29 protein-coding genes are annotated in these 25,145 nt (G+C 68.0%); 4 read left to right on the top strand and 25 right to left on the bottom strand.

Annotated elements, in window-relative coordinates; translation table 11 throughout:
* The 14 genes from B8W69_RS18390 to B8W69_RS18460 all read right to left on the bottom strand — a co-directional run bounded on the left by B8W69_RS18390 (nucleotide 1) and on the right by B8W69_RS18460 (nucleotide 9,858).
* The gene (locus tag B8W69_RS18390; RefSeq protein ID WP_085291235.1) at nucleotides 1-930 is read right to left on the bottom strand and encodes a DUF4436 domain-containing protein; all 930 of its coding nucleotides are present in this window, start codon (nucleotides 928-930) and stop codon (nucleotides 1-3) included.
* A complete protein-coding gene (locus B8W69_RS18395) occupies nucleotides 930-3,290 on the bottom strand; it encodes an arylsulfatase (RefSeq protein WP_085291236.1) in 2,361 nt (786 codons plus the stop codon). Before B8W69_RS18395 ends, B8W69_RS18390 begins: the two co-directional genes overlap by 1 nt.
* 52 nt (nucleotides 3,291-3,342) lie before the next feature.
* On the bottom strand, nucleotides 3,343-3,690 hold the full coding sequence (gene rpsQ, locus B8W69_RS18400) for a 30S ribosomal protein S17 (RefSeq protein ID WP_085291237.1): 348 nt from the start codon (nucleotides 3,688-3,690) through the stop codon (nucleotides 3,343-3,345).
* Entirely contained in the window at nucleotides 3,690-3,923 is a 234-nt protein-coding gene (gene rpmC, locus B8W69_RS18405; protein ID WP_007773580.1) for a 50S ribosomal protein L29, read from the bottom strand. Before rpmC ends, rpsQ begins: the two co-directional genes overlap by 1 nt.
* Nucleotides 3,923-4,339: a 50S ribosomal protein L16 gene (gene rplP / locus B8W69_RS18410; protein WP_007773582.1), complete on the bottom strand. Its 417-nt coding sequence runs from the start codon at nucleotides 4,337-4,339 to the stop codon at nucleotides 3,923-3,925. Before rplP ends, rpmC begins: the two co-directional genes overlap by 1 nt.
* A 3-nt stretch (nucleotides 4,340-4,342) precedes the next feature.
* Nucleotides 4,343-5,182: a 30S ribosomal protein S3 gene (gene rpsC / locus B8W69_RS18415; protein WP_085291238.1), complete on the bottom strand. Its 840-nt coding sequence runs from the start codon at nucleotides 5,180-5,182 to the stop codon at nucleotides 4,343-4,345.
* Nucleotides 5,182-5,709 carry a 50S ribosomal protein L22 gene (gene rplV / locus B8W69_RS18420; RefSeq protein ID WP_085291239.1) on the bottom strand — a complete coding sequence of 176 codons (528 nt, stop codon included), beginning with the start codon at nucleotides 5,707-5,709 and terminating at the stop codon, nucleotides 5,182-5,184. The genes rpsC and rplV overlap by 1 nt, the downstream gene beginning before the upstream one ends.
* Nucleotides 5,706-5,987, bottom strand: a complete 282-nt coding sequence (rpsS, locus tag B8W69_RS18425) for a 30S ribosomal protein S19 (protein ID WP_007773585.1) — start codon at nucleotides 5,985-5,987, stop codon at nucleotides 5,706-5,708. The genes rplV and rpsS overlap by 4 nt, the downstream gene beginning before the upstream one ends.
* A 17-nt stretch (nucleotides 5,988-6,004) precedes the next feature.
* On the bottom strand, nucleotides 6,005-6,847 hold the full coding sequence (rplB, locus tag B8W69_RS18430) for a 50S ribosomal protein L2 (RefSeq protein ID WP_064950228.1): 843 nt from the start codon (nucleotides 6,845-6,847) through the stop codon (nucleotides 6,005-6,007).
* A gap of 27 nt (nucleotides 6,848-6,874) precedes the next feature.
* Nucleotides 6,875-7,177 (bottom strand): 50S ribosomal protein L23, encoded by a 303-nt coding sequence (rplW, locus tag B8W69_RS18435; protein WP_007773589.1) that lies wholly within the window; start codon nucleotides 7,175-7,177, stop codon nucleotides 6,875-6,877.
* On the bottom strand, nucleotides 7,178-7,858 hold the full coding sequence (rplD, locus tag B8W69_RS18440; RefSeq protein WP_085291240.1) for a 50S ribosomal protein L4: 681 nt from the start codon (nucleotides 7,856-7,858) through the stop codon (nucleotides 7,178-7,180).
* Complete coding sequence (rplC, locus tag B8W69_RS18445) at nucleotides 7,858-8,511, bottom strand: 50S ribosomal protein L3 (protein WP_007773591.1); 654 nt, start codon at nucleotides 8,509-8,511, stop codon at nucleotides 7,858-7,860. The genes rplD and rplC overlap by 1 nt, the downstream gene beginning before the upstream one ends.
* A gap of 13 nt (nucleotides 8,512-8,524) precedes the next feature.
* Nucleotides 8,525-8,830: a 30S ribosomal protein S10 gene (rpsJ, locus tag B8W69_RS18450; RefSeq protein ID WP_003873519.1), complete on the bottom strand. Its 306-nt coding sequence runs from the start codon at nucleotides 8,828-8,830 to the stop codon at nucleotides 8,525-8,527.
* A 428-nt stretch (nucleotides 8,831-9,258) separates the two neighbouring features.
* Nucleotides 9,259-9,858, bottom strand: coding sequence for a TetR/AcrR family transcriptional regulator (locus tag B8W69_RS18460; RefSeq protein WP_181447437.1), 600 nt, complete (start codon nucleotides 9,856-9,858; stop codon nucleotides 9,259-9,261).
* A gap of 146 nt (nucleotides 9,859-10,004) precedes the next feature.
* Here B8W69_RS18460 and B8W69_RS18465 point away from each other — a divergent pair, with 146 nt between their 5' ends.
* A complete protein-coding gene (locus B8W69_RS18465; RefSeq protein ID WP_085291242.1) occupies nucleotides 10,005-11,594 on the top strand; it encodes an MFS transporter in 1,590 nt (529 codons plus the stop codon).
* On the opposite strand, the gene mftG is transcribed toward B8W69_RS18465, so the two are convergent.
* From mftG to mftA, 7 genes are all read right to left on the bottom strand, one after another.
* Nucleotides 11,588-13,027 (bottom strand): mycofactocin dehydrogenase MftG, encoded by a 1,440-nt coding sequence (mftG, locus tag B8W69_RS18470; protein ID WP_085291243.1) that lies wholly within the window; start codon nucleotides 13,025-13,027, stop codon nucleotides 11,588-11,590. The genes B8W69_RS18465 and mftG overlap by 7 nt on opposite strands.
* An 8-nt stretch (nucleotides 13,028-13,035) precedes the next feature.
* Nucleotides 13,036-14,448, bottom strand: coding sequence for a mycofactocin biosynthesis glycosyltransferase MftF (mftF, locus tag B8W69_RS18475; RefSeq protein ID WP_085291244.1), 1,413 nt, complete (start codon nucleotides 14,446-14,448; stop codon nucleotides 13,036-13,038).
* Complete coding sequence (gene mftE, locus B8W69_RS18480) at nucleotides 14,445-15,176, bottom strand: mycofactocin biosynthesis peptidyl-dipeptidase MftE (RefSeq protein ID WP_085291245.1); 732 nt, start codon at nucleotides 15,174-15,176, stop codon at nucleotides 14,445-14,447. The genes mftF and mftE overlap by 4 nt, the downstream gene beginning before the upstream one ends.
* Nucleotides 15,177-15,338: 162 nt before the next feature.
* Nucleotides 15,339-16,526 (bottom strand): pre-mycofactocin synthase MftD, encoded by a 1,188-nt coding sequence (gene mftD / locus B8W69_RS18485; RefSeq protein WP_085291246.1) that lies wholly within the window; start codon nucleotides 16,524-16,526, stop codon nucleotides 15,339-15,341.
* Nucleotides 16,527-16,528: 2 nt separating this feature from the next.
* Nucleotides 16,529-17,734 carry a mycofactocin radical SAM maturase gene (mftC, locus tag B8W69_RS18490; protein ID WP_085291247.1) on the bottom strand — a complete coding sequence of 402 codons (1,206 nt, stop codon included), beginning with the start codon at nucleotides 17,732-17,734 and terminating at the stop codon, nucleotides 16,529-16,531.
* Nucleotides 17,731-18,057 (bottom strand): mycofactocin biosynthesis chaperone MftB, encoded by a 327-nt coding sequence (gene mftB, locus B8W69_RS18495; protein ID WP_220084560.1) that lies wholly within the window; start codon nucleotides 18,055-18,057, stop codon nucleotides 17,731-17,733. Before mftB ends, mftC begins: the two co-directional genes overlap by 4 nt.
* A complete protein-coding gene (mftA, locus tag B8W69_RS18500) occupies nucleotides 18,042-18,131 on the bottom strand; it encodes a mycofactocin precursor MftA (protein WP_007773607.1) in 90 nt (29 codons plus the stop codon). Before mftA ends, mftB begins: the two co-directional genes overlap by 16 nt.
* A gap of 99 nt (nucleotides 18,132-18,230) precedes the next feature.
* Between mftA and mftR the strand changes: the two genes are divergently transcribed.
* Nucleotides 18,231-18,827 carry a mycofactocin system transcriptional regulator MftR gene (mftR, locus tag B8W69_RS18505; protein ID WP_165762640.1) on the top strand — a complete coding sequence of 199 codons (597 nt, stop codon included), beginning with the start codon at nucleotides 18,231-18,233 and terminating at the stop codon, nucleotides 18,825-18,827.
* A complete protein-coding gene (locus tag B8W69_RS18510; protein ID WP_085291249.1) occupies nucleotides 18,824-19,870 on the top strand; it encodes a DUF2332 domain-containing protein in 1,047 nt (348 codons plus the stop codon). The genes mftR and B8W69_RS18510 overlap by 4 nt, the downstream gene beginning before the upstream one ends.
* A gap of 60 nt (nucleotides 19,871-19,930) precedes the next feature.
* Here B8W69_RS18510 and B8W69_RS18515 read toward each other — a convergent pair whose 3' ends face one another.
* Nucleotides 19,931-20,791, bottom strand: coding sequence for an aldo/keto reductase (locus tag B8W69_RS18515; RefSeq protein ID WP_085291250.1), 861 nt, complete (start codon nucleotides 20,789-20,791; stop codon nucleotides 19,931-19,933).
* A 533-nt stretch (nucleotides 20,792-21,324) separates the two neighbouring features.
* On the opposite strand from B8W69_RS18515, the gene B8W69_RS18520 reads away from it, so the two are divergent.
* Entirely contained in the window at nucleotides 21,325-22,152 is an 828-nt protein-coding gene (locus tag B8W69_RS18520) for an inositol monophosphatase family protein (RefSeq protein WP_085291251.1), read from the top strand.
* Between the two features lie 22 nt (nucleotides 22,153-22,174).
* Here the strand turns inward: B8W69_RS18520 and B8W69_RS18525 are convergent, their stop codons facing one another.
* The 3 genes from B8W69_RS18525 to B8W69_RS18535 form a co-directional block, all read right to left on the bottom strand.
* A complete protein-coding gene (locus B8W69_RS18525) occupies nucleotides 22,175-23,371 on the bottom strand; it encodes an NAD(P)/FAD-dependent oxidoreductase (protein ID WP_085291252.1) in 1,197 nt (398 codons plus the stop codon).
* A gap of 25 nt (nucleotides 23,372-23,396) precedes the next feature.
* Entirely contained in the window at nucleotides 23,397-24,224 is an 828-nt protein-coding gene (locus B8W69_RS18530) for a mycofactocin-coupled SDR family oxidoreductase (protein ID WP_085291253.1), read from the bottom strand.
* A gap of 90 nt (nucleotides 24,225-24,314) precedes the next feature.
* Complete coding sequence (locus B8W69_RS18535; RefSeq protein ID WP_085291254.1) at nucleotides 24,315-25,145, bottom strand: SHOCT domain-containing protein; 831 nt, start codon at nucleotides 25,143-25,145, stop codon at nucleotides 24,315-24,317.

Below are 25,145 nucleotides of genomic sequence, written 5' to 3' on the forward strand. Positions count from 1 at the left end.
TCAGGTCTTGGTAGGCGCTTTTCGATCGCGCTGTCGCCACCAGCCGACCAGGAACAGCGTCAGCGCGGCGACCAGCCCGATCAACACCCACAGCACGATGGCCTGGTCGACCCACGAGCCATACGGTGGGCTGCCCGGCAGGATGTTACGCAGCGGGACGATGGCGAAAAGCATTGCGCCGTACCACGTGGTGAGCGGCGGCAGGAACGACGTCCTTCCCAACGCCACGGGAATGGCCACCCAGAGCGCCAGAACGGGCAGCGAGATCAAGACCAGGCAGATGCCGACGTCGAAGATCAGTTGCCCCTTGGCCCGGTGCAACGTAATCACCAAGTCGTCCTTGAGATCTGGGTTGTTGTCTTCGGCGTCGTGGACGCGGGTGACGGTGGCATCCCACCCGTCCAGCCCGCCGGTGGCTTCGACGCGGGCGGCGGTCTTCTCCTTGTTGGCGCCGGAGCCGGTGAACACGTCGGCCGAGATGACCCCGGTTCGGTACGAATCGAACGGCCAGTTCGCGGGATCACCGTGCGCCTCGATGGTCGTGGTCACCTGTGCGGGCGCCTTACCGACCGGGTACTGCAGGTCGCCCAGGTCGTTGTCGGGATACAGCCGCACCGCCGCGTCGGTCGTCAGCACGCCGAAGTTCTTGTCGTACAACGTGTCTTTGGGGTAGACGAGCACATTGACGGTCAACCGGTTCGCGACGGTGTCCAGTTTCTCCAGCCGCACCTGTACGACGCTGTCCTCGGCCTCGACCTTGCTCAGGTCCACCGCGGGCAGCGGGGGCGCCGATTTCGCCAGCAGGTGCACGGCGATCAGCGACAGCACGTAGATGACGATCACGGAGGCGACGATCCCGAACGCGATCGCCATTTGCCGCCCTCGTACGCCGGCCGGTGCCGACGGCCCGGCGATCATTGGGGTACCCATCAGTCCCGCGAAAAGGCAAGCGCGATCTCGGTTTCCACATCCACGTAGGGCCGGCCGGACAGGTCGACGGTGACCTGGGTGATGGTGCCGCCGGTGAACGTGAACGGCGCCTTGTAGCGGCTGGACACCCCCGATCCGCCGTTGCGCCCGACCGTGATACCCGCACCGGCCAGCCCGAAGGTGCCGGGGTGGGTGGTCACCCCGGCCAGCGTGCCGACGACCTTGTCGTCGACGAACAGCGTGACGTCGCCCAGCGGCGTGTGACTGTTCTCGACCGTTCCGGTGCGTGAATAGCTGGCGCCGAACAGATGCCTGCCCAGGGGCACGGCATCGGACGAGGACACCTCCTGCTGGCGCTCGCCGAGGAAGTTGTACACGTAATGCAGCCGCCCGTCCTGAATGAACAGCACATGGCCGCCGTGTGCGCCGCCCTGCTTGAACAGCACCCCCTCGGCGCCGGTGGTGTCCACGGTCACCTCGGCCAGCACCGAGAACGACCGGCCGCGGAGTTCGGCGGCGGCACCGATGCTGACATCGGCGCAATCGGGATAGTAGATGTAGCTGTTCCGGTCGCTGACCAGATACGGCCGCGACCGCCCCAGCGTCTCCAGGATGTTCAGGTCCGACAGCGGCAGCCCGTTGTATTTGGCCGCCTCCGAGAACCACAGCGCCTTCAGTTCTTCGAGTTTGTCCGGGTTTTCGGCCGCCAGGTCGTGGCACTGGCTGCGGTCGGCCTCGATGTGGAAAAGTTCCCACCGGTCGGCGTCGAAGTGCGACCAGCCCGCCGGTGTCGCCGCGTGCACGGTGTTGGCGAACCAGCCCTGATGCCAGATGCCCCGGGTACCCAGCATGGTGTAGAACTGGGTGCCCTTGCCGGTGTCGGCACCCGAATCAGCAAGGGCCGCTTTGAAGCTCACGCCGTCGAGCGGCTTCTGGGCGATGCCCTTGACCGTTTCCGGCGGCGTCATGCCCAGCAGGTCGTAGACGGTCGGGGTGATATCGCAGACGTTGACGTAGTTGTCGCGGACTTCCCCGTGTGCGGCAATTCCATTGGGCCACGAGATGATTGCCGTGTCGGCGATGCCGCCCTCATGCGAGGCGTAGCGCTTGTACAGCTTGTAGGGCGTGTTGAACGCCATCGCCCATCCGATCGGGTAATGGTTGTAGGTCTCCGGGCCGCCGAGGTGTTCGAACAGCTTCATGCTTTCTTCGACGGTGTCGATGTAGCCGTTGAAGAACTTGCCCTCGTTGACCGATCCGTTCGGGCCGCCCTCACCGCTGGCGCCGTTGTCGGAGATGACCACGATGATGGTGTTGTCCAGCTGACCCGATTCCTCGAGATAGTCCAGGATCCGGCCGATCTGGGCGTCGGTGTAGCTCAGGAACCCGGCGAACACCTCGGCCATCCGGGAGAACAGCCTCTTCTCCTCGTCGTTCAGCGATTCCCAGGGCCGCACCGTGTCCTGCAGCGGCCACGGTTCGCCGCTCGGCCCCTTCACGTCGAGATACGGATTGACCGGCGACAATTCGGTCTCGGGCGGCACGATCCCCAGCGACTTCTGCCGCTCCAGCACCACCTCGCGGTAGCGCTCGTAGCCCATGTCGAACTTGCCGGCATAGCGGTCCGCCCATTCCTTGAAGACGTGATGCGGCGCGTGCCCGGCGCCGGGGCACACGTAGGAGAACCAAGGCTTCTCGGGCGCAATGACTTTGGCGTCGCGGATGAATTCGATCGTCTTGTCGGCGATGTCCTTCGAGAGGTGGTAGCCGTCCTCCGGGGTGCCCGGCGGAGTGACCGGGTGGTTGTCGTACACCAGGTCGGGATACCACTGGTCGGTCTCCCCGCCCAGGAACCCGTAGAACCGCTCGAAGCCGCGCGAGGTCGGCCAGTGCCGCTTCGTGGAGGCGAGGTTCGATTCCTCGAGGGGCGTCAGGTGCCACTTGCCCACGCAGTAGGTGTTGTATCCCCGTTCGGCGAGAGTCTCGGAGAGCAGGCCGGTTTCGAACGGGATGCGGCCGTTGGCGTTAGGGAAGCCTTCGGTGAACTCCTCGACGGTGGCCATGCCGACGGTCGTGGCGTTGCGGCCGGTGAGCAACGACGCCCGGGTGGGCGAGCACAGCGCGGTGGTGTGGAACTGCGAGAGACGGATGCCGCGCTCGGCGATGCGCGACATGGCGGGCATCTCCACCAGACCGCCGAAGCAGTCCCAGGTCGCGATGCCCGTGTCGTCCCACACCAGGTACAGCACGTTGGGCGCGTTCTCGGGTGCGGTCGGCGCGGCGTAGGGCCCCCAGTCCGGTTCGGAGTCCCGGATGTCGAGCTCGATCTTGCCGTTAAAGTGCCTCGACCCAGTCGCCATCGCCGAAGACTACACCCGGGACCGGGCGTTCGCTGCCGCTATCCAGAAGGGCTTACTTCGCCTTTTCCAGAATTTCGACGAGCCGCCAACGCTTGGTCGCCGACGTCGGGCGGGTCTCCATCAGCGAGACGCGGTCGCCGATCCCGGCGGTGCTGTTCTCGTCGTGCGCCTTGACCTTCGTAGTGGTCCGGATGATCTTGCCGTACAGCGGGTGACGCACGCGGTCTTCGAGCTCGACCACGATGGTCTTCTGCATCTTGTCGCTCACCACGTAGCCGATGCGGACCTTGCGGCGGCCCCGCACCTTCGGGTTGGCGGGAGTGTTCTTGGGGCCCTTGTCTTTCGACGCGGCCTCGGTTTTGGCGGCCTTGCTGGGGGCAACCTTCTCGGCTTCTGCCATCACGATTCCTTACCGTCGGGCCCGGAAGCCAAGCCCAGTTCTCGTTCGCGCAGCACGGTGTAGACGCGCGCGATCTCCTGACGCACCGTGCGGAGGCGGCGGTTGTTGGTGAGCTGTCCGGTCGCCATCTGGAAACGCAGATTGAAAAGCTCTTCCTTGGATTCGCGCAACCGCTCGGCCAGCTCCTCTTCGGTGAGCTCGCGCAGTTCGCCAGGCGAAATTCCCACGGCCATCAGAACTGATCCTCTCGAGTCACGATGCGTGCCTTGATCGGCAGCTTGTGGATTGCGCGGGTCAGCGCCGCCCGGGCGGTCTGCTCGTTGGGGTAGCTGAGTTCGAACAGCACCCGGCCCGGCTTGACGTTGACGACCCACCACTCCGGCGAACCCTTACCCGAACCCATGCGCGTTTCGGCGGGCTTCTTGGTCAGCGGGCGGTCGGGGAAGACGTTGATCCACACCTTGCCGCCACGCTTGATGTGCCGGTTGATGGCGATACGAGCGGACTCGATCTGCCGGTTGGTGACGTAGGCGTGCTCCAGAGCCTGGATGCCGTAGTCACCGAAGTTCACCGCCGTGCCGCCACTGGCGATGCCGCGCTGGCGGGGGTGGTGCTGCTTACGGTGTTTAACCCTGCGGGGAATCAACATGATTCAGCTCTCCGTGCTTTGTGGTTCTGCAGCGGGTGCGGACTGAGTCGCGGCGGCTGCCGCACCCTCTTCGGCGCTCGCGGCCGCGCGGCCGGCCTCGGTGCCGGTGGCCGTGGTGCCCGACGCGCCACTGCGGCGCGGACGAGTGCCCGACGGACGCTCGCGGCGCGGACGGTCGGCGCCCGCCGGAGCGGCTGCGGCCAATTCGCGCTTCCCACCGACGACGTCGCCCTTGTAGATCCACACCTTCACGCCGATCCGGCCGAAGGTGGTCTTGGCTTCGTACAGGCCGTAGTCGATGTCGGCGCGCAGCGTGTGCAGCGGCACCCGGCCCTCGCGGTAGAACTCCGAGCGGCTCATCTCGGCGCCCCCGAGGCGGCCGGAGCACTGCACCCGGATGCCCTTGACGTTGGGCTGGCGCATCGCCGACTGGATGGCCTTACGCATCGCGCGGCGGAACGCCACACGGTTGCTCAGCTGCTCGGCGACGCCCTGGGCCACCAATTGTGCCTGCGACTCCGGGTTGCGGACCTCGAGGATGTTGAGCTGCACCTGCTTGCCGGTCAGCTTCTCCAGGTCGGCACGGATCCGGTCGGCCTCGGTGCCGCGACGGCCGATGACGATGCCGGGACGCGCGGTGTGGATGTCGACCCGCACCCGGTCGCGGGTGCGCTCGATCTCCACGTCGGCGATCCCGGCCCGCTCCAGGCCGGTCGAGAGCAGCCGCCGGATCGCGACGTCTTCCTTGACGTAGTCCGCGTACTGCTTGTCGGCGTACCAGCGTGACTTCCAGTCGGTGGTGATGCCCAGCCGGAAGCCGTGCGGATTGATCTTCTGGCCCACTAGTCTGAGCCTCCCTTCGCGTCAGAGGTCTCAGACGTCTTGGCTTCGGCTTTCGCAGCGGCCTTCTTCGCGGGCGCCTTGTTGGCCGGCGCTTTCTTGGCGGGTGCCTTCGCGGCGGCCTTGCTGGCCTCGGCGCGGCGGGCCCGGGTCGACTTCGCCGATCCCTGGTCCTTGCCCGGCCGGCTTTCCACCACGACCGTGATGTGGCTGGTGCGCTTGCGGATCCGGAACGCGCGGCCCTGGGCGCGCGGACGGATGCGCTTGGCGGTGGGGCCCTCGTCGGCGTAGACGGTGGCGACCACGAGTGTCGCCGGGTCCAGCCCGTTGTTGTTCTGCGCGTTGGCCGCGGCGCTGGCGATCACCTTGGCCACCGGCTCACTGGCGGCCTGCGGCGCCCAGCGCAGGATGTCCAGCGCGTCGGCCACCGTGCGGCCGCGCACCAGGTCGATCACCCGGCGCGCCTTTCTCGGCGACACCCGCACGAAACGTGCTTTGGCCACCGCCGAGGGGAATTCCGTTGTGGTCATCGCCGTTTGGCCTTCCGGTCGTCCTTGATGTGTCCCTTGAAGGTGCGGGTGGGCGCGAATTCACCAAGCTTGTGGCCGACCATCGCCTCGGTGACGAACACCGGGACGTGCTTGCGTCCGTCGTGGACGGCGAAGGTGTGGCCGATGAAGTCAGGAATGATCGTCGAACGCCGCGACCATGTCTTGATCACCTGTTTGGTGTTCTTCTCGTTCTGCGTGTCCACCTTCTTGAGCAGGTGGCCATCGACGAACGGGCCCTTCTTCAGGCTGCGTGGCATGTGCTACTCCTGACTTCCTAGCGACCGTGCTTCTTGCCGGTGCGCCGGCGTCGGACAATGAGCTTGTTACTGGCCTTGTTCGGGTGGCGGGTGCGGCCCTCGGGCTTGCCCCACGGGCTCACCGGGTGGCGACCACCGGAGGTCTTACCCTCACCACCACCGTGCGGGTGGTCCACCGGGTTCATGACGACACCACGGACCGAAGGGCGCTTGCCCTTCCACCGCATCCGGCCGGCCTTGCCCCAGTTGATGTTCGCCTGCTCGGCGTTGCCGACCTCGCCGACCGTGGCGCGGCAGCGCACGTCGACCCGGCGGATCTCACCGCTGGGCATACGCAGCGACGCGTAGGTGCCCTCTTTACCGAGCAGCTGGATGCTGGACCCGGCCGACCGCGCCAGCTTGGCGCCACCGCCCGGGCGCAGCTCCACGGCGTGAATCACGGTACCGGCCGGGATGTTGCGCAGCGGCAGGTTGTTGCCCGGCTTGATGTCGGCGTTCGGGCCGCATTCCACCACGTCGCCCTGCGAGAGCCCCTGCGGCGCAATGATGTAGCGCTTCTCGCCGTCCAGGAAGTGCAGCAGCGCGATGTTCGCGGTGCGGTTGGGGTCGTACTCGATGTGCGCGACCTTGGCGTTGACGCCGTCCTTGTCGTTGCGACGGAAGTCGACCACCCGGTAGGCGCGCTTGTGGCCACCACCCTTGTGGCGGGTGGTGATGCGGCCGTGCGCGTTTCGCCCACCGTGGCCGTGCAGCGGACGCACCAGCGACTTCTCCGGGGTGGAACGAGTGACCTCGGAGAAATCGGACACGCTCGAGCCGCGGCGGCCGGGGCTCGTCGGCTTGTACTTACGAATTGCCATGTCTAATCAGGTTTCCTCTCGCGGCGGCTACGCCGGTGCCCCGAACAGATCGATCGGCTTACTACCCGGCGCCAGCGTGACGATGGCCCGCTTGGTGCTCTTGCGCTTGCCGAATCCGGTCCTGGTGCGCTTCCGCTTACCTTGCCGGTTCGCGGTGTTCACCGATGCGACCTTGACGGAGAAGATCTTCTCGATAGCGATCTTGATCTGCGTCTTGTTCGAATCGGGGTGCACCACAAACGTGTACACGTTGTCATCGAGCAGCGAATAGGACTTCTCCGAGATGACCGGGCCGAGAATGATGTCGCGGGGGTCAGTGATGGTCGCCATCTACGCCGAAACCTCCACATCTTTGTCGGCGGCACCGCCGGTGGCCCCGGCGATGTAGGCGTTGAGCGCCTCAACGCTGAACACCACGTCGTCGGAGCGCAGCACGTCATAGGTGTTGAGCTGGTCGGGGGTAAGGAGGTGCACACCGGGCAGGTTGCGCACGCTCTTGGCACCGGCCTCGTCGCTGCGGCCGATCACGACCAGCAGCCGCTTGCGGTCGGTCAGCGTGCCCAGGAACGCCTTGGCGTTCTTGGTGGACGGCGTCTGACCCGACACCAGTTCGGTGATCGCGTGGATGCGGCCGTTGCGCGCCCGGTCGGACAGTGCGCCACGCAACGCCGCGGCGATCATCTTCTTGGGGGTGCGCTGGCTGTAGTCGCGGGGCTTGGGGCCGTGCACGACGCCACCGCCGGTGAACTGCGGAGCACGCGTCGAACCCTGTCGGGCCCGGCCGGTTCCCTTCTGCCGGTACGGCTTACGGCCACCGCCGCTGACGTCGCCACGCGTCTTGGTCGAGTGCGTGCCCTGACGCGCCGCCGCCCGCTGCGCGGTGACGACCTGGTGCATCAGCGCGATATTGGCCGGGGCGTCGAACAATTCGGCCGGCAGCTCGATCGAGCCCTCGACCTTGCCGCCCGGCGTCTTGACGTCAATCTTGAGCGTCTTGGAGCCTTCTGCCATCACTTCTCACCTCGTTTGACCGCGCTGCGGACCACGACGAGTCCACCGGTGCGGCCGGGGACCGCGCCCTTGATCAGCAGCACGCCGTTCTCGGTATCGACCTTGTGCACCAACAGGTTCTGGACGGTCACGCGATCGCTACCCATCCGGCCCGACATCCGGGTGCCCTTGAACACCCGGGCGGGGGTGGCGCAGCCGCCGATCGAACCCGGGCGGCGGTGCACCGCCTGGGCACCGTGGCTGGCGCCCTGACCACGGAAGCCGTGGCGCTTCATGGTGCCGGCGAAGCCCTTGCCCTTGGAGGTGCCCGTGACGTCGACGTAGGCGCCGTCGGCGAAGATCTCCGCCGTCAGTTCCTGGCCGACCTCGTACTCGGCGGCCGCCTCGGGGTTTTCCAGCCGCAGCTCGGCCAGGAACCGGCGCGGGTTCACGCCCGCGGCGGCGTACTGACCGGTCACCGGTTTGTTGACCTTGCGGGGACTGATCTCGCCGTAGGCCAGCTGCACGGCGCTGTAGCCGTCCTGCTCGGGGGTACGGATCCGGGTCACCACGTTCGGGCCGGCCTTGACGACCGTCACCGGCACGACCCTGTTGTTCTCGTCGAACACCTGCGTCATGCCCAGCTTCGTACCCAGAATGCCTTTTCTTGCCATGAGTCTGGATCTCCTACTGGATGTTGACGTCGACACTGGCCGGAAGGTCGATGCGCATCAGCGCGTCGACGGTCTTCGGCGTCGGGTCGAGGATGTCGATCAGCCGCTTGTGCGTGCGCATCTCGAAGTGCTCCCGCGAGTCCTTGTACTTGTGCGGTGAGCGGATGACGCAATACACGTTCTTCTCAGTCGGCAGCGGCACCGGACCTACAACACTGGCACCCGTGCGGACGACGGTCTCGACGATCTTGCGCGCCGACGCGTCAATGGCCTCATGGTCGTAGGCCTTAAGCCTGATGCGGATCTTCTGTCCCGCCACGCTTCTCCTACCCTCACTCCTGTTGGGGCCCGGTATCCGGGCTCACATAGTCCTCAGTGCCACCGGCGCGCCGATCGGGCCGGCCAACTCTGGGCCGATCGAGCGTTGCGCCGGATACTGCGCCGCTGTTTACCTGTCGTGGTCCACCGGCCCCCGCGGTCGGGCGTGTCACCCTCACGCAGCCTCATCCGCGATCGAAATTCGTCGCTCTCAAAGGATGGGACCGGACGCGCCCGTTTGGACGCTGGTCGTATGCCCGACCAGGCGCAAACCCGGCTCAAGGCAACCTGAACAGTATGCCTCAGATCGTGGCCCGAACAAAATTAGGCCGCGATCTCGGGCCGAATCGGCCGCACCCGGCTCGAAGACGGTCGCACCGGTGGGTAACTGCGCTGGTCAGAGACCTGGGAGGCGGTGGGCGCCGGGCGTCAGGCGCCCGCCGATTCGATGTTCGCTGCGCCGGCCCTGCCGCACTGCACATGTAAGAAGCCGTCGACGGCCGCCAGCGCGCACTGGCGGTAGTCGAAATCGGGCAGCGTGGACAACCGGCCCAGCACCAGCGGGCCGATGAGCAGGGCGATCGCCCGCGACCGGTCCACCTCGCCCAGCACGGCGGCCTCCGGACTGTCGAAAATGGCGTCGAAGGGCTCCGCGTACTGCTGCGCGATGCGCTCGCGCAGCGTGGTGATCGCCGCGCTGTCGGCGTTGTGGCTGTGCCGCGGCTCGGGCAGACCCTCCAGGTCGCGCCCCAGCGCGAGCCACGACATGGCGGTCATGAGGGTGGGCGCCTGGGCCACGGATTCGGCCTGGGCCAGCACCACCGCGACCAGCCGGTCGCGCAGCGAACCCTCGGCCGGCGGGGTGGGCGACACCGGGATCAGGCTGTTGAAAGCCGCTGCCAGTAGGTCGTTTCCGCTCGGGAAGTGGCGGTACAGGGTTGCCCGGGCCACGTTGGCGGTGCGGGTGACCGCGTCGACCGTCACCGCGCTGGGACCCCCGGCACGCAGCAGCGTGACGGCGGCTTCCAGCAGCCTGGCCCGCGACCTCGCGGGGCGCGGGTCGGACGTCCCGGTGTCGATTGTGACCCACCTCCTTGTTTGAGAACGAGACTATCGGTCTACCTACAAGACTATTGGTCTTGAAACCTCGCAAGCTCCCAAAGGAGGCGAACCGCATGGTCGAAACCCTCGTCCGGTCCGACCAGCGTACTGACGGGATCGGCATCGGCGATAGCTTCCGGGCCCGAAACTGGACGCTGGCCGTCGCCTGCATGGCCGTCGCCTTGGTGGTGGCCTCGATGACGGCCCTGAACACCGCGCTCGGCGACCTCGCGGTGGCCACCTCGGCCACTGCATCGCAGCTGAACTGGGTCGTCGACGGCTACACCGTGGCTCTGGCATGCTTGCTGCTGCCGGCCGGCGCGATCGGGGACCGCTACGGCCGGCGCGGCGCGCTGCTGACCGGACTGCTGGTGTTCGCGATCGGTTCGATGGCCCCGGCGCTGCTACACAATCCGGCCCAGATCATCGCCGGCCGGGCGGTGGCCGGGATCGGTGCCGCGTTCGTCATGCCCGCCACACTGTCGCTGCTGACGGTGGCCTATCCAAAAGACGACCGCACCAAGGCCGTTGGCATCTGGGCCGGGACGGCCGGCTCCGGCGGCGTCCTGGGCATGCTCGGTTCCGGCCTGCTGCTTCGCTTTTGGGACTGGCACGCCATCTTCTGGTCGCTGGGGATCGCCGCCCTGCTGATCTTCGCTCTGGCCTGCACCGTCGCGTCGTCGCGCGACGCGGGCGCCCCCCGGGTCGATGCGCTGGGCGCGATCCTGATCGGCGCGGCGGTCGCCATCGCCGTGGCCGCGATCCTGGAAGCACCCGGGCGCGGCTGGAGCGACCCGGTGGTGTGGGGCGGGCTCGTCGTCGGCGCGGTGATCGCCGCGGTGTTCGGTGCCGTGGAGTTGCGCCTGGCCCTGCGGGGCAGCCAACCACTGCTGGACGTCCGGCTATTCGCCGACCCCAATTTCGCCACCGGGGTGACCGCCATAGTCATCCTGTTCGGCGCCACCTTCGGATTCTTCTACATCGGCATGCAATACGTGCAGCAGATCATGGGCTACTCCGCGCTGGCGACGGCGATCGCCTTCGGGCCGTTCATGGTGCCGCTGGGCATCTTCTCGGCCCTGTCATTCTGGTACGTGCCCAAGCTGGGGCTGCGGCTGGTGTTGTTCGTCGGCACACTGCTGATGGCGGTCGGCTTCGGCTGCATGTACGGGCTGGACCTGCACTCGACGTACTTCGAATTCGCCTGGCCCACCTTGATTCTCGCCACCGGCATCGGAATCTGCACCGCGCCAACGACTTCGGCGATCATGGGCGCGGTTCCCGACGAGAAGCAGGGAGTGGCCTCCGCGGTGAACGACACGTCGCGCGAGATGGGCGGCGCGCTGGGCATCGCCGTGGCCGGTTCCATCCTGGCCGGCCGCTACTCGCACGAGCTGGCGCCCAGGCTGGCGGGATTTCCGGCACCGGTCCGCGGCCAGGCCACCGACTCGCTGGCCAAGGCCGTGGAGATCGCCGGCCGGCTCGGGCCGCAGGGGCGGCAGCTGGCCGACATCAGCAAGTCCGCGTTCCTGGCGGCCCTGCACGCCTCCACCATCACGATGGCCGCGATCGTCGCCTTCGCTGCCGTGGCGATCGCGGTGTGGGCCCCCGGCCGCGACGGCCGCCAGTTACGCGCGGTGCGGCGGATGCTGTCGCGTCACTGAACGAACCCCGCGGCCCGGTGCCCGATCATCACGATCGTGGCGTGCGGGCCGCGGCTGGTGATCGCGGGCAGGATCGAGCCGTCGATCACCCACAGGTTGTCGATGCCCAGCACCCGGCACCGGGGGTCGACGACGGCGCGCGGGTCGCCGTCGGCGCCCATAGGTGCCGTGCCGCACAGGTGTTGCGAGGTTGACCAGACGGCCGCCGCGGCATCGATTGTGCCACCGGCCAATTCGCGGGCCAGCTCGCTCCCTCGGCGCAGCGCCGCGACATCCTCGGGCTCGCTGTCGTAGCGGTGCTCGATTCGCGGCGCCACGTCGGGGTCGGCCGAGACCAGCGTGATGCGCCCCCGCGCGCGCGGCTGCATCAGCGCCACCCCCAGGTGTGGCCAGTCGGCGTGCCCGGCGGTGCCGTCGCCGGTCATCGCCACGAATCCTCCCGTGTAGGGCCTGATCTCGAGGTCGTCGGCCGTGCTGAGCACCACCTCGAGCACCGGCCGTCCGGGCGCCACCGTCCATTCGGTGGGCAGCACCCACTCGGCATGATCGCTGAACGACATGCCGACCGGCAGCGGCGCCACCACCGGCACGCCGGCGGCGCGCAACATCTTTTCCTCTCCGAGACCGGACAGCATCAGCAGGCGTGCCGTTTCAATCGCACCGGCACACAACACGACTCGGTCGGCGGTCAGGGTCATGCGGCCGTGCGGGCCGACCGCGTCGATGCCGACCGCGGCGGTGCCGGCGAAACGCAGCCCTGCTACCCGGGTGCGCGCGTGCAGGTTCAGGTTCGGCCGCCCCAGCGCCGGGATCAGGTATCCCGCGCCGGAACCTCGCCGCACCCCGTCGACGATGTTGAGCGGGACGGCGCCTATTCCCGAAACCTGATCTGGTGCAGCATCATTGAGGTCTTCGATCCAGCCGAATCCGGCGCGCTCGGCGGCGGCGATGAATCGCTCGGTGGTCCCGGTCATCTCGTGGGTGCGGCGCACCCGGATGGGACCACTGTCGCCGTGGGCGGGACCGTCGAAGTCCAGGTCGGTCTCGATGGCACGGAAGCTGGCCAGCACGTCGGCCCATCCCCAGCCCGGCATGGCCATCCGCGCGAAGTCGCGCGGCAACCCGCGGCAGAAGTAGCCGCCGTTGATGGCGCCCGACCCGCCCACCGTCGCCCCACGCACGAGGGGATGCTGGCGGGCGGGCTGGTCGGTGAGGCGGGTCTGGTAGCGCTGCACCAGCGGGCTGCCGACACCTATCGGCAACTGCAACCCGTTGGCGGTCTGGGCGAGCAGTCCCGGATCGTCGAGCGCCGGCCCTGCCTCGAGGACGGTCACGGCGCACCGCGGATCGGCGGAAAGACGTTCCGCAACAACCGATCCTGCACTGCCGGCGCCGACGATCAGCACATCGCTGTGCGAGGCGGCTGTGGTCAAGGTGGTGGTTAACTCCGGATCTGGGGCTTCAGGGCGCGCACGTTGCGTTCTCGTAGCACACCCCACCACAACCCGAGCCCATACGCCAGGTCGTCGACGCGCTTGAGCACCAGGTAGGTCGGCAGCCCGATCGGTTCGACGTCGTCACTGATCGCGTCGCGGCGGCGCAGCCAGTCGACCACCCCGTCCATCACAGCCGCGACCAGGACCACCCGCCGGAAATGGCGCGACATGGTGGCGGCCACCAGCGCCAGCGGCCAGTAGTGCCGGCACAGCGCCGACGCCAGCTGCAGCGCCGCCGACCACAGGCCGCGGCCCGCGATGATCGCGACATCGGTCATCGACGTCTCGGCGCTGCGCATCGCCCGCGCGATCCGGTGGCCGGTCAGCACGGCCAGGACGATGGACGCCAGCCGCGACAGGGTGGACCCGAAGGCCATCAGAATCCACGTCATCAGCGCCCAACCGGAGATCACCACCGGCGCCGTCTTGTCCGGGTGGCGCACCGACAGCGGAGCCGCCGAACCGCCGTAAAAGGCTTTGCGCGCGAGCCAATCCCGCAACTCGGTGCGGTGGTCGTGGGCGACCAGCGCGATCGGCTCGTAGCGCAGCCGGGTGCCCGACTCGATGAGCCGCCAGCACAGGTCGACGTCCTCGCCGGACTGCAGGGTCTCGTCGAACCCGCCGACCTCCCGGATCGCCGAGCACCGGCAGATGATCGCCGCGCTGGGCACGTAGGACACCGTGCTGTGCGGCAGCACCGGCGCTTCGCGCTCGCCGAGGTCGAGCGAGGAGTGCACCGCCTCGTAGCGCGCCACCACGTTCTCGCTGTGCGACAGGCCGACGATGCGGGGCGCGACCAGGCCGACTGTGGGATCGCAGAAATGACCGAGCAGCGCCTCCAGCCAGCCCCGGCGCGGTGCGACGTCGGAGTCCAGGAAGGCGACGAAGTCCGTCCGGCAGGCCCCCAGCCCGGTGTTGCGGGCCGCCGCCGGACCCTTGCTGCGGTGGTGGCGCAGCACCTCGATGTCGCAGTGCGCGCCGACGAAGTCCTCCGGCTCGACCGGGGGGACCGAGCCGTCGTCCACCACGACGACGCGCAGCCCCCGCAGGGAGCTCACCAAGCGTCGCACGCCAGAAAGGTTGTCCCGCACCGGGATTACCACCGTCACGTCATGGTGCGACGGGCCACCCGCGGGCCGGGGGTGGGCCACAGTGGCGTCCAGCAGGGTGCGGGCGAGTTGGGCGCTGAGGTCGTCACGCACCTTCAGCCGGCCATCCAACAGCATGTCCTGCGCGGCGGGCGCCAATTTCAGCAGCCGGGTCGGCGAACCGCCCAACAGCGCCGAGCCGTCGCCGAGCACCCGCACGCGGCGGTCGACCTGGACGGCGAACCCGTTCGGAAGCCGGGGTGCGCTCATGCCAGCATCCCGTCCGGCCCCGGCCGCCAGCGGGAGACCCGCCGGACACAGCCGTCGACCATCTCGGTGAAGATCCGCCTGCCCTCGGCGGCGGTGGCGGTGGTCGGGTCGCCCAGCACCCCGACCGGGCTGACCGCCCCGACTCCCCCGCGGCGCATCGACCCGAGCAACTCGGGCAGGGGCGCGGTGTTGCCGGCCACCGACCGCTCGGTCCGGACGAGGGCCGGCGAGATGTGCAGCAACACCGAGGTTTCGGTATGGCCGGCGTGGGCGTCGCCGCCGGCGGTCAGGCAGGGGCACCAGCCGACGTCGCGGCCCTCGGTGCGCAACAGGGCCACCGCGCTGCTCAGCGCCTCGACGTTGCCGCCGTGGCCGTTGACGAAGGCGAGGCGCCGGGCCCAGCCGGCCGCTGACCTGCCGTACTCGACCAGTAGCAGCGTCAGCGCCTCGGTGCCCAGCGAGATCGTTCCGGCGAAACTCTGGTGCTCGCCGCTGGCGCCGTAGGCGATGGCCGGCGCCACCAGCCAGTCGTGCCCGAGGCGGGCTCGCGCATCGCCGGCGACCGCGGTCGCGATCCGGGTGTCGGTGTCCAGCGGCAGGTGCGGACCGTGTTGTTCGGTCGACCCCAGCGGAACCATTACCGACGCCGACGCGTTTGATAGCTGGCTCGACGTCGCGGTTCCCAATTCGCCGAGTACGGACACTCGGTGATGGTAGGCCGAATTCACCTGGCGTGCACCAATTGTTGAAGCTTGAAAAAAACTTTTTTCTGGTTCGGTCACTGGGCGTTCGAATTGTGGGCTCGTTCGTCACGGTTACCCCGCCCGTATCATGATTTTGCGTAGGCGTCACTTAATCGGACATGTCCGCCCTGAATACTCGGGCTTTTGCTAGGCGCTACCCGAGGGCACGCCCAGCGCCCGGGTGAATCCGGGCGGCACCAGAATGTGGTCCGGCCCGAGGTCGTGCACCGAGGAGAGCCCGAGACCCATCAGCGCCGAGTCGATGCCGCCGCGCAAAATGTCGAGCACGTTCTCCACACCCGGTTGGCCGGCCGCGGCCAGCCCCCACAGGTAGGCCCGGCCGATCATCACCGCGCGCGCCCCCAGCGCCAGGGCCTTGACGACGTCGCTCCCGCGCCGGACGCCGCCGTCGAGGAGCACCTCGATCTGGTCGCCGACGGCCGCGGCCACCGCGGGCAGGGCGCGGATCGAGGCCGGCGTGCCGTCCAGGTTGTTACCGCCGTGGTTGGACACCGAAATGGCCGAAACCCCCGCGTCCACCGCCCTTTTGGCGTCGTCGACGCGCATCACGCCCTTGAGCATGAACGGCCCGCCCCACAGCTCGCGCAGCCAGGCGATGTCCTCCCAGGTCGGCGGGGTCGTGCCCATCCACTCCCCGTACGCCTGGAAGAAGGGCGGCCCGGGCTCACCGCGGCGGCCCTGGTTGGGCACGCGCAGCTCCGGCGGCCGCATGGTCTTCGCCCACTGCAGGAACCACCGGGGCTTGGTGATGACCTCCGGGCTCATCTTGACGATGGTCTTGAAGTCCATCTTCTCCGGGATCGACGGGCTGCCCCAGTCCCGGCCGTGCGAGAAGCTCCAGTCGGTGGTGACGATCAGCCCAACCGCCCCGGCCGCGCGGGCGCGCTCGACCCGCGCCGCGATCGCGTCGCGGTCACCCAGCCAGTACACCTGGAAAAACAGCTTGGGGTTGGCCGCGATGACCTCTTCGATCGGCTTGCTGGCGAACGAGGACAGCCCCATGGCGGTGCCGCGGGCGGCCGCGGCCCGCGCAACGGCGACCTCACCCTCGGGGTGCACCGCCTGCACGCCCGTCGGCGAGATCAGCACCGGCAGCGAAATCTCTTGTCCCATAACGTTGGTCGACAAGTCGCGCTTTTCCTGCGCGCCGATGACGTGCGGTGCGAATCCGAGCTCGCTGAACGCTGCCACGTTGTCGGAGACCGTGACTCCCTTTTCGCTGGCCGAAATGAGCGACGAGTAGGCCGATTTCGGCAGCCGGCGCTTGGCGCGTTGCTGCGCGATGGCGACGGTCTCAAACCACGCGTCGGCCATCGTTACACCGGGCTTTCGTTACACATGCGTGCCGGCGGCGTCTCCGGCGTGACCGTAGGCGGCCGCAACGACAGGGTCAGCGGCACCGGCTGGCGGATTTGCTTGCCGCGGGAATGATCGGCCCGGGGGCGCGGCATCTCGCGGTCGTGCGCCAGCGCCGTCGCGCTGTGGCCCTGCACGCACTCGGGATCCGGCCCGTCCAGCGGCAGGCCGGTGAAGAATTTGGCGGCCATGCATCCGCCCCGGCAGCTGTCGTAGTGACCGCAGCTGCCGCAGGCGCCCGCCGACTGCGGCTCGCGCAGCTCTCGGAACAGGGGGGCGTTCTTCCAGACGTTGTCGAAACCACCGTCGGACAGCACATTTCCGGCCAGGAAGCGGTCGTGGATGGCGAACGGGCAAGCGTACACGTCGCCGACCGGGTCGATCAGACACACAACGCGGCCCGCGCCGCACATGTTCAGACCGGCCAGGGCGCCGGATTGGCCGAGTGGGGCCAGGTGGAAGAAGGAGTCGCCGGTGAGCACCCGCTCGCCCTTGGCGACCAGCCAGTCATACAGCTGGACCTGCTGGTCGGCGGTGGGATGCAGCTCTTCCCAGACATCGGCGCCGCGTCCGGACGGGCGGAGCCGGGTGATCCGCAGCGTGGCGCCGTAACGGCTTGCCAGTGCGGCGAATTCGTCGAGCTGGTCGACGTTGTGCCGGGTGACGACCACGGAGATCTTGGCGTCTTTGAATCCGGCCGCGGCCAGATTCTCCAGAGCCCGCACCGCCATGTCGAACGAGCCGGGTCCGCGAACGGCGTCGTTGACCTCGGCGGTCGCGCCGTCCAGCGAGATCTGGACGTCGACGTAGTCGCTGGCCGCCAGCCGCGCGGCGACCTCGGGCGTGATCCGGACGCCGTTGGTGGAGAACTTCACGCCGACGTGGTGCTCGGTCGCGTAGTCGACCAGTTCCCAAAAGTCCTGGCGCACAGTGGGTTCCCCGCCACCGATGTTGACGTAGAACACCTGCATGCGTTCCAGCTCATCGATGATGTCCATGCATTGACGGGTGGACAGCTCGCGCGGGTCCCGCTTGCCAGACGACGACAGGCAGTGCACGCAGGCCAGGTTGCAGGCGTACGTCAGCTCCCAGGTGAGGCAGATGGGCGCGTCGAGCCCATGCTCGAACTGCTCGATCAACCGGGGTATGGGGGCCGCTGTGGTCATTGATGGTCCTTCCGGGGCACCAGCATGTTGGACTCGACGAGCACACCCAGCGCATGCAGGTACGGGGCCTGCGCGGCGTCGTCCACTCCGGCCGCTCGGCAAGCGGACCGGATGTCGGGATGGTCGGCCAGCGACTGCACCACCGTGAGGATGGTGCGGTTCTTCAGAAACGACAGCTTGCGGGTACCGAAGTGGTAGAGCAGCGCGCCGAACGGTTCCGGCCGAACCGCCACCTGCGGGTGCAAACGCCAGCCGCGATCAGGATCGAACGGCGCCGCCGTCCGAGCCTGCGCGGGCGCGGGCACGGTCAGTAGACCCCGCACATGCCGTCGATGGACACCTCTTCGACCAAGGTCTCGGTGACGAGTTGGGTGTCAGTTTCGGTCTCGTGGTCCACGGGGCCTTGCCTTTCGTCCGGTCTTGACAACGATGGGGTCTGAGTCACACTCGCCGCCAGAATATGGCATCGAGTGCCGAAATGGAAGGGCGGGGTCCGATGATGCCGCAGCCGCGGGTGGGCAGGCGCCGCTCGACCACCCCGCACCACATCACCGATGTCGCCATCGACATGTTCACGGCCCGCGGTTTCGCCGACGTGAGCGTCGACGACGTCGCCCAGGCCGCCGGTATCTCCCGCCGCACCCTGTTCCGCTATTACGCCTCCAAGAACGCGATCCCCTGGGGTGACTTCGACAACCACCTTGCCCACCTGCGCGATCTGCTCGACAACGTCGATGCCAGCGTGGGCCTGGGTGATGCGCTGCGCGCTGCACTTTTGGCGTTCAACACCTTTGACGAATCCGAGACCGCCAGGCACCGCCAGCGCATGCGGGTGATCCTGCAAACCGCTGAGCTGCAAGCATATTCGATGACGATGTACGCCGGCTGGCGTGAGGTGATCGCCGGGTTCGTGGCGCGCCGCCTGGACTGCAAGACCGCGGATCTGCTGCCCCAGACCGTCGCCTGGACGATGCTCGGGGTGGCCTTGTCGGCCTACGAGCACTGGCTGAGCGATGAATCCGTCCCGCTGCCGGTTGCCCTGGGCAACGCCTTCGACGTTGTGGGCGCCGGACTGGACGGGCTGGGCGGGTGACGGCCGGGCACCTGGTGCACACCCTGCGGTCACAGGGCAGGTTCTGCGCCTCGTCGGGCTCGCCGATGTATGGCGAGCTGTTCGAACTGGTCGCCGGCGACGTCGAAGCCGGCGGCGTCTTCGCGAACGTCTTGGCCGGGCGCGAGGACGCTCCGTCGCGCGACGCGGTGCCGCTGCGGTTGCTCGGCGGGCTGCACCGGTTGGTACTCGACGGCCGCGCGGCGCGGTTGCGCCGCTTCTACCCCAGCACCGGCGGAGAGTGGGAGGCCAGAGCCGCCTGGCCGGAGATCCTGGACGCCGCCGCCGGTCACGCCGAGGCGCTGCGCGCGGCGCTGACCCGGCCACCGCAGACCAACGAGGTGGGCCGATCGGCCGCCCTGATCGGGGGACTACTGCATATCAATCACGAATTCGGCTTGCCCATAAGGCTTTTCGAGATCGGCTCGAGCGCGGGGCTGAACCTGCGTGCGGACCACTACCGGTACGGCTTCGCCGGTGGCCAGTGGGGTCCGACCGACTCACCGGTGAACATCGACGACGCGTGGCGCGGCGCGCTGCCGCCCCGGCGCGACTTGCGGATCGTCGCGCGGCACGGGTATGACATCGCGCCCATCGACGTCGGCGACGCCGACGGGGAGCTGACCGTGCTGAGCTATGTCTGGCCCGACCAGGCCGCCCGGCTGGCGCGGCTGCGCGGCGCGATCGAGGTCGCCTGCCGCGTGCCGGCGGTACTCGAGCGCCGGACCGCGGCCGACGCGGTCGCCGGCCTGACGCTGACCGACGGTGCGCTGACCGTGTTGTGGCATTCGATCACCTGGCAGTACCTGTCCGCCGACGAACGCGCCGCGGTGCGCGCCCACGTGGACGCGCTGGCCGCCCGGGCCGACGCCCGCTCGCCGTTCGCCCACCTCACGATGGAGCCCGCGCGCGACGGCCCGGGCGCACCGATCAGGTTCGCGGTGCGCGCCCGCAGCTGGCCGCACGGCGACCCGCAGACGCTGGCCGAATGCCATCCGCACGGCCCGCCGGTGGACTGGCACTAAGGCACGCAGCCGAATGCCCTACTGCGGTAAGGCATTCGGCTGCGTTTAAGACCTGGATTACTAGGTCCCCATGAAGGTCATCGGATCGTGCAGCACGCGGGTGCCGTCATGCAATCCTTCGATGGCCTCCATGTGCTCGGGGGCGAGGGTGAAGTCGAATACGTCCAGGTTCTGGGCGACGCGCTCAGGCTTGGACGACCGCGAGACCACGACGTTGTCCAACTGCAGGTTCCACCGAACCAGTACCTGGGCAGGGGTGCGGCCATACTCGGCGGCGATCGACGTCACCGTCGGGTTCTCGAGCATCTTGCCGACACCCAGCGGGCTGTAGGACTGTGTCTGCACGTCGTGCTCGGCGTGGGCCGAGCGCAGGTCGGCCTGGTTCAGCCGCGGGTGCAATTCGACCTGGTTCACCGCGGGCACCTCATCGGCTTCCTCGATGACCGTCGCCAGCAGTTCCTCGGTGAAGTTGCAGACGCCGATCGAGCGGACGTGCCCCTCGTCGCGGGCCACCTTCATGCCCTCGAAGCTCTCCACGTACTTGCCCAGCTTCGGCGCCGGCCAGTGGATCAGGTAGAGGTCGAGGTAGTCCAGCCCGAGCCGGTCCAGGCTCGCCTTGCACGACTCCTGCGCCGTGCGGAAGCCCTGCTTCGAGGTGCCCAGCTTGGTGGCGACGAACAACTCCTCGCGGGGAATGCCCGAGACGGCGATCGCGCGCCCGACGGCTTCCTCGTTGCCGTACGAGGCGGCGGTGTCGATGAGGCGACAGCCGGCTTCCAGCGCCGCGAGTACCGAGCTTTCCGTCTCCTCGTCGGACAACTTGGCTACCCCCAAGCCAAGTACAGGCATCTTCGCCTCGTCATTGAGTGCGACGGTCGGAATCGCGCTGGGCGAGCTGTAGATCTCATCAATCACTGTCACTTGCCAATCACCTGCCTGCTCAAGTTGGTGGTTATCTAGGAAAGGAACGATGACTCAGCGGCGGCCAAGCGGCCGGGCGGTTCAGCCAACGCACTGCGTTGTGCACGGTCCCGCTACATCGCTCGCTTGCAGACAGTAGCGAAGCTCGGCAAGCGGTGCACCGAATGCCGCGGTACTTGTCTGCACAGCAAAATTCGTCACGGCTTGGAGTTACGGGTTTCCAGCACAATGCGTTTCGCATTGCCGGTGATGGCAATTGTGTGACACCGACTACAGCGCGCACCGTTGCCTCCGATCAGCATTCCACACAAAGCATCCAGTGAGGTGTATCACCATCGAATTAAGCTGTGCCATATGATCAATTCGCGTCGAACCTCCAGGCAGCCGGGACTACGCGAGCCAAAACCTTGGTGGTCTAAGTGTTTTCGTTTTCCCGGTGTTCAGCGGGGTGCGCGCGACGCGAATTCGCTGATCCCTTATGCTCGACAAACGCCGAACGCACGCCAACACCGGAAGCGAGGCAGACCTGTCCCATGAAGACAACGCAAGAACTTTTCGAAATAGCCTGGCAGGCAACACAAATCGGCGCCACCACGCTCAAGAAATCGCAGCCGAGCTCGGTGCAGCACAAGGGTGACCGCGACACTGTCACCGACGTCGACCTCGCGATCCAGCGCGACATCGCCGCCTACCTCACCCAGACCACCCCCGATATCGCGCTACTGGCCGAAGAGTCCGAGCAGCAGCCGGAGATCGAAACGTCCGAGTGGCTCTGGGTTCTTGACCCCATCGACGGGACGTCCAACTTCGTCCACGGCCTGCCGCTGTGCGCGGTATCACTGGCCCTGTTGCACGCCGGTCGCACCGTGGTGGCCGTCACCCATGCTCCCCTGCTCGGGAAGACCTATCACGCCATCGAGGGCAAAGGCGCGTTCGTCAACGGGCAACGGATCACCGCCAGCGCCACCGACAGCCTCAGCGGCGCCATCGTGTCCCTCGGCGACTACGCCGTCGGCCACGACGCCGGCAGGCTCAATCAGCACCGGCTGGCGCTCACCACCGAGCTGGTGCCCCGCGTCGAGCGCATCCGGATGATCGGGGCGGCGACGCTCGACCTCGCCTTCGTCGCCGAGGGCGCGCTGGACGCCTGCGTGATGATGTCCAACAAGCCGTGGGACACCGCCGCGGGGACGCTGCTCGCCCGCGAGGCCGGAGCGCAGCTCACCGACGCGCAGGGCAAGCCGCACACCCACAGCTCCGCATCGACGATCGTCACCGCGCCGGGTATCGCCGAGCAGCTCGCCACGGTGATCCGCAACACCGAGGTCCCGAGCGACCGGTACGCGGCCGCCGTCGGCTAGCCGCGGGCGCGAAAGATGCTGCTCAGCCCAGAATTTCGGCGATGGGCACGGCCGCGGCGATCTTGGCGCGGGCCTTCATGACCTTGCCGGGCATCCCGCCGCCGACCACCCCGACCAGGGCGCCGTCGCGTTCGTAGTAGGCCAGGAACTTGCGGCCGTCGTCCTCGACGACATGGACGATGTCGTCGGCCTCCGGCTCGCCCAGGCACTGGATCTTAACGTCGTACTGGTCGCTCCAGAAGTACGGGACGACCACCACCGGCGGCACGTCCTGGCCCAGCATCGCGGGCACGACGGCACGGGCCTGATCCGCGACGTTGCTCCAATGTTCCACGCGCCCTTGATGTCCCGTCGCGTCGCGCCACGAGGCGACGTCACCGAGCGCCCACACATTCGGTGCGCTGGTGCGCCCGGCCTCGTCGCAGATGACGCCTCTGTCGGTACTGTCGACCTCGACCCCGCTGCCCTCGAGCCATTCGGTCGCCGGCCGCGACCCGATGCCGACGACCACGATGTCGGCCGGCAGTTCGGTGCCATCGCTCAGCACCACCGCCTCGACGCGCGAGTCGCCGCGCACCTCCGTCACCCCGACCCCGAGGCGGACGTCGACGCCTTCGGCGCGGTGCAGCCGGGCCACCAGCTCGCCAATCTGCTCGCCGAGCACCGCGGCCAGCGGTGTCGGCTGCGGCTCCACCAGCACCACATCCACGCCCAGGCTGCGCAGGCTGGCCGCCACCTCGCAGCCGATGAACCCGGCACCGATGACGACGGCGCGCTGGGCCGCCGACGCGTGCTTGCGCAGCGCCATGCTTTCGTCGAAGGTCCGCAGCACGCGGACGCCCTCCAGGTCCGGGATCGCCGGGATGCGCCGGGGCACCAGGCCCGTGGCAATGACGAGTTCCGCGTAGCCCAGCGTGGTCCCGTCGTCCAGGGTCACGGTCTGCGCCGCGGTGTCCAGGCTCCTCGCGGCCGACCCCAGTCGCAGGGTGATGTCGTTCTCGTCGTACCACTCGCGCGGTTTGAGCGCGGTGTCGTCGACCTCTTTGCGCAGCACCTCTTTGGACAGCGGCGGGCGGTCGTAGGGCAGGTGCACCTCGTCGCTGACGATCGTGATGGGCCCGGAATACTCCGACCTCCGCAGCTGCTCGGCGGTGCGGGCGGCGGCCAATCCGCCACCGACGATCACGATTCCGTTTTTCGCGCTTGCGTCACTACTCACGTGGAGTTCTTAGCACGATGGCCGGTCAGTACTTTAGGGCGCCCTTATCCACGGGGATCTGGGTGCCCGTGAGGGTGCCCGAGCCGTCGCCGGCGAGCCAGGCCACCACGTCGGCCACTTCGTCGGCCGCCATGAAGCCGTTGGGCTGCATCGGCATTGGCGGAAAGCTGTGCACGAAGGCCGGATGCTTGGCGAAAATCTCCATCATCGCCTCGGGTTCGATCATAGGGGTGTCCACCGAGTACGGGTGGATGGAGTTGACCCGGATGCCGAATTCGCCGAGCTCGATGGCCAGCGTGTTGGTCAGCGCCGTGAGTCCGTGTTTGCTGGCCGAATAGTGGCCGTTGCCCGGGGTGGCCTTGATGCCCGCCGACGAGCTGACCACGACGATGGATCCGCCGTTTCCCGCCTCGATCATGGCGGGCACGGTGGCGCGCAGCGTGCGCCACGTGCCGGTCAGGTTGACGCCGATGACGGTGTCCCACTGATCGTCGGTGAGCTCCCAGATGCGGCCCCAGCTCAGCACTCCCGCGTTGGCCACCACGATGTCGAGCCGGCCGAACTGCTCGATCCCGTCGGCCACCAGGTCGCGCAGCGCGGCATCGTCGCGGACGTCGACCTCGCGGGTCAGGATCTTGCGGCCCTCGTTCTCCACCAGTCGCGCGGTCTCGTCGAGGTCTTCGGGGGTGGCCGGCGTGTAGGTCACGCTGGCCGACGCCGCCGCGCAGATGTCCAGCGCGATGATGTCGGCGCCCTCGCGGGCCAGCCGCACCGCGTGCGAGCGCCCCTGCCCACGGGCGGCCCCGGTGATGAATGCGACCCGCCCGTGCAGTGATCCGGCCTGTCCAGCCACGTGTAACCCCTTCGACCGCCGATAGTCCAAGCCAGGCTAGCAGCGCAACTGAAACGTGTTCTAATTCACCCGGCGTTGCCGGGCGAGCCGTCAGATTTCGGCGATGATCGCCGCGCGCCGGCTGGTGTATTCGGCATCGGTCAGCGCCCCGCTGGCGTGCAGCTCCTGCAGCTCCTGCAGCCGCGCGGCGATCGGCGGCGGTGTGACCACCGCCGCCGCTGCGGGCGCCGCAGCCGGCGCCGGCTGCGCGGCCGGGGCCTGCTGTTCGACCGCACGGCGCACCACCGCCTGGATCTGGGCGCGCAGGGCCGGGTTCGACCGGATGTCGACCATCTGGTTGAGCGCGACGTTGTTGGCCTTGAGGATCTGCAGGATCTCCATCAACGGGCCGGCCTGCCCGCTCAAGTCGTAGGTTTTGTTGTCCTCGGCCACCGTGAACTGCGCGGGAACCAGGCCGTTGACCAAAGCGCTTCGCTCCCAGTCGATTCGGTATTCGCTGGTGGTGGGGTTGACCAGCACCACCACCTTGCGGGCGTTGAGGTTGCCGAGCCGGGTGACGCTGGCGATGACCCGGTCCTCGCTGTCGAACGGCAGGAGTCCAGGGCCGGCGATGTGCAGGTGCACCTTGACGACCTGCTGGTTGTTGACCCACGTCCCGGTCTCGGTGATGCCGGTGATCTGGGCGAGCGTCAGCACCCCGTGCTGCTCGAGCGCGGCCACCTTGGCCGACGATTTGGCCCCGTAGTTCGCCAGGGCGAGCGCGATCAGCACGTCGGCGACGGTGATCAGCAGGCCGACGTAGAACATCCACTGCAGCAGGCTGTCGAGGCCGAGGGTGAAGTACACGATCAGGAAGATCGGTCCGACCAGGCCGCCGCACAGCAAAACGACCAACTGTGCCTTCAGGTAGCGCGCTAACAC

It is taken from the genome of Mycolicibacterium vulneris, assembly GCF_002104765.1.
Taxonomy (GTDB): domain Bacteria; phylum Actinomycetota; class Actinomycetes; order Mycobacteriales; family Mycobacteriaceae; genus Mycobacterium; species Mycobacterium vulneris.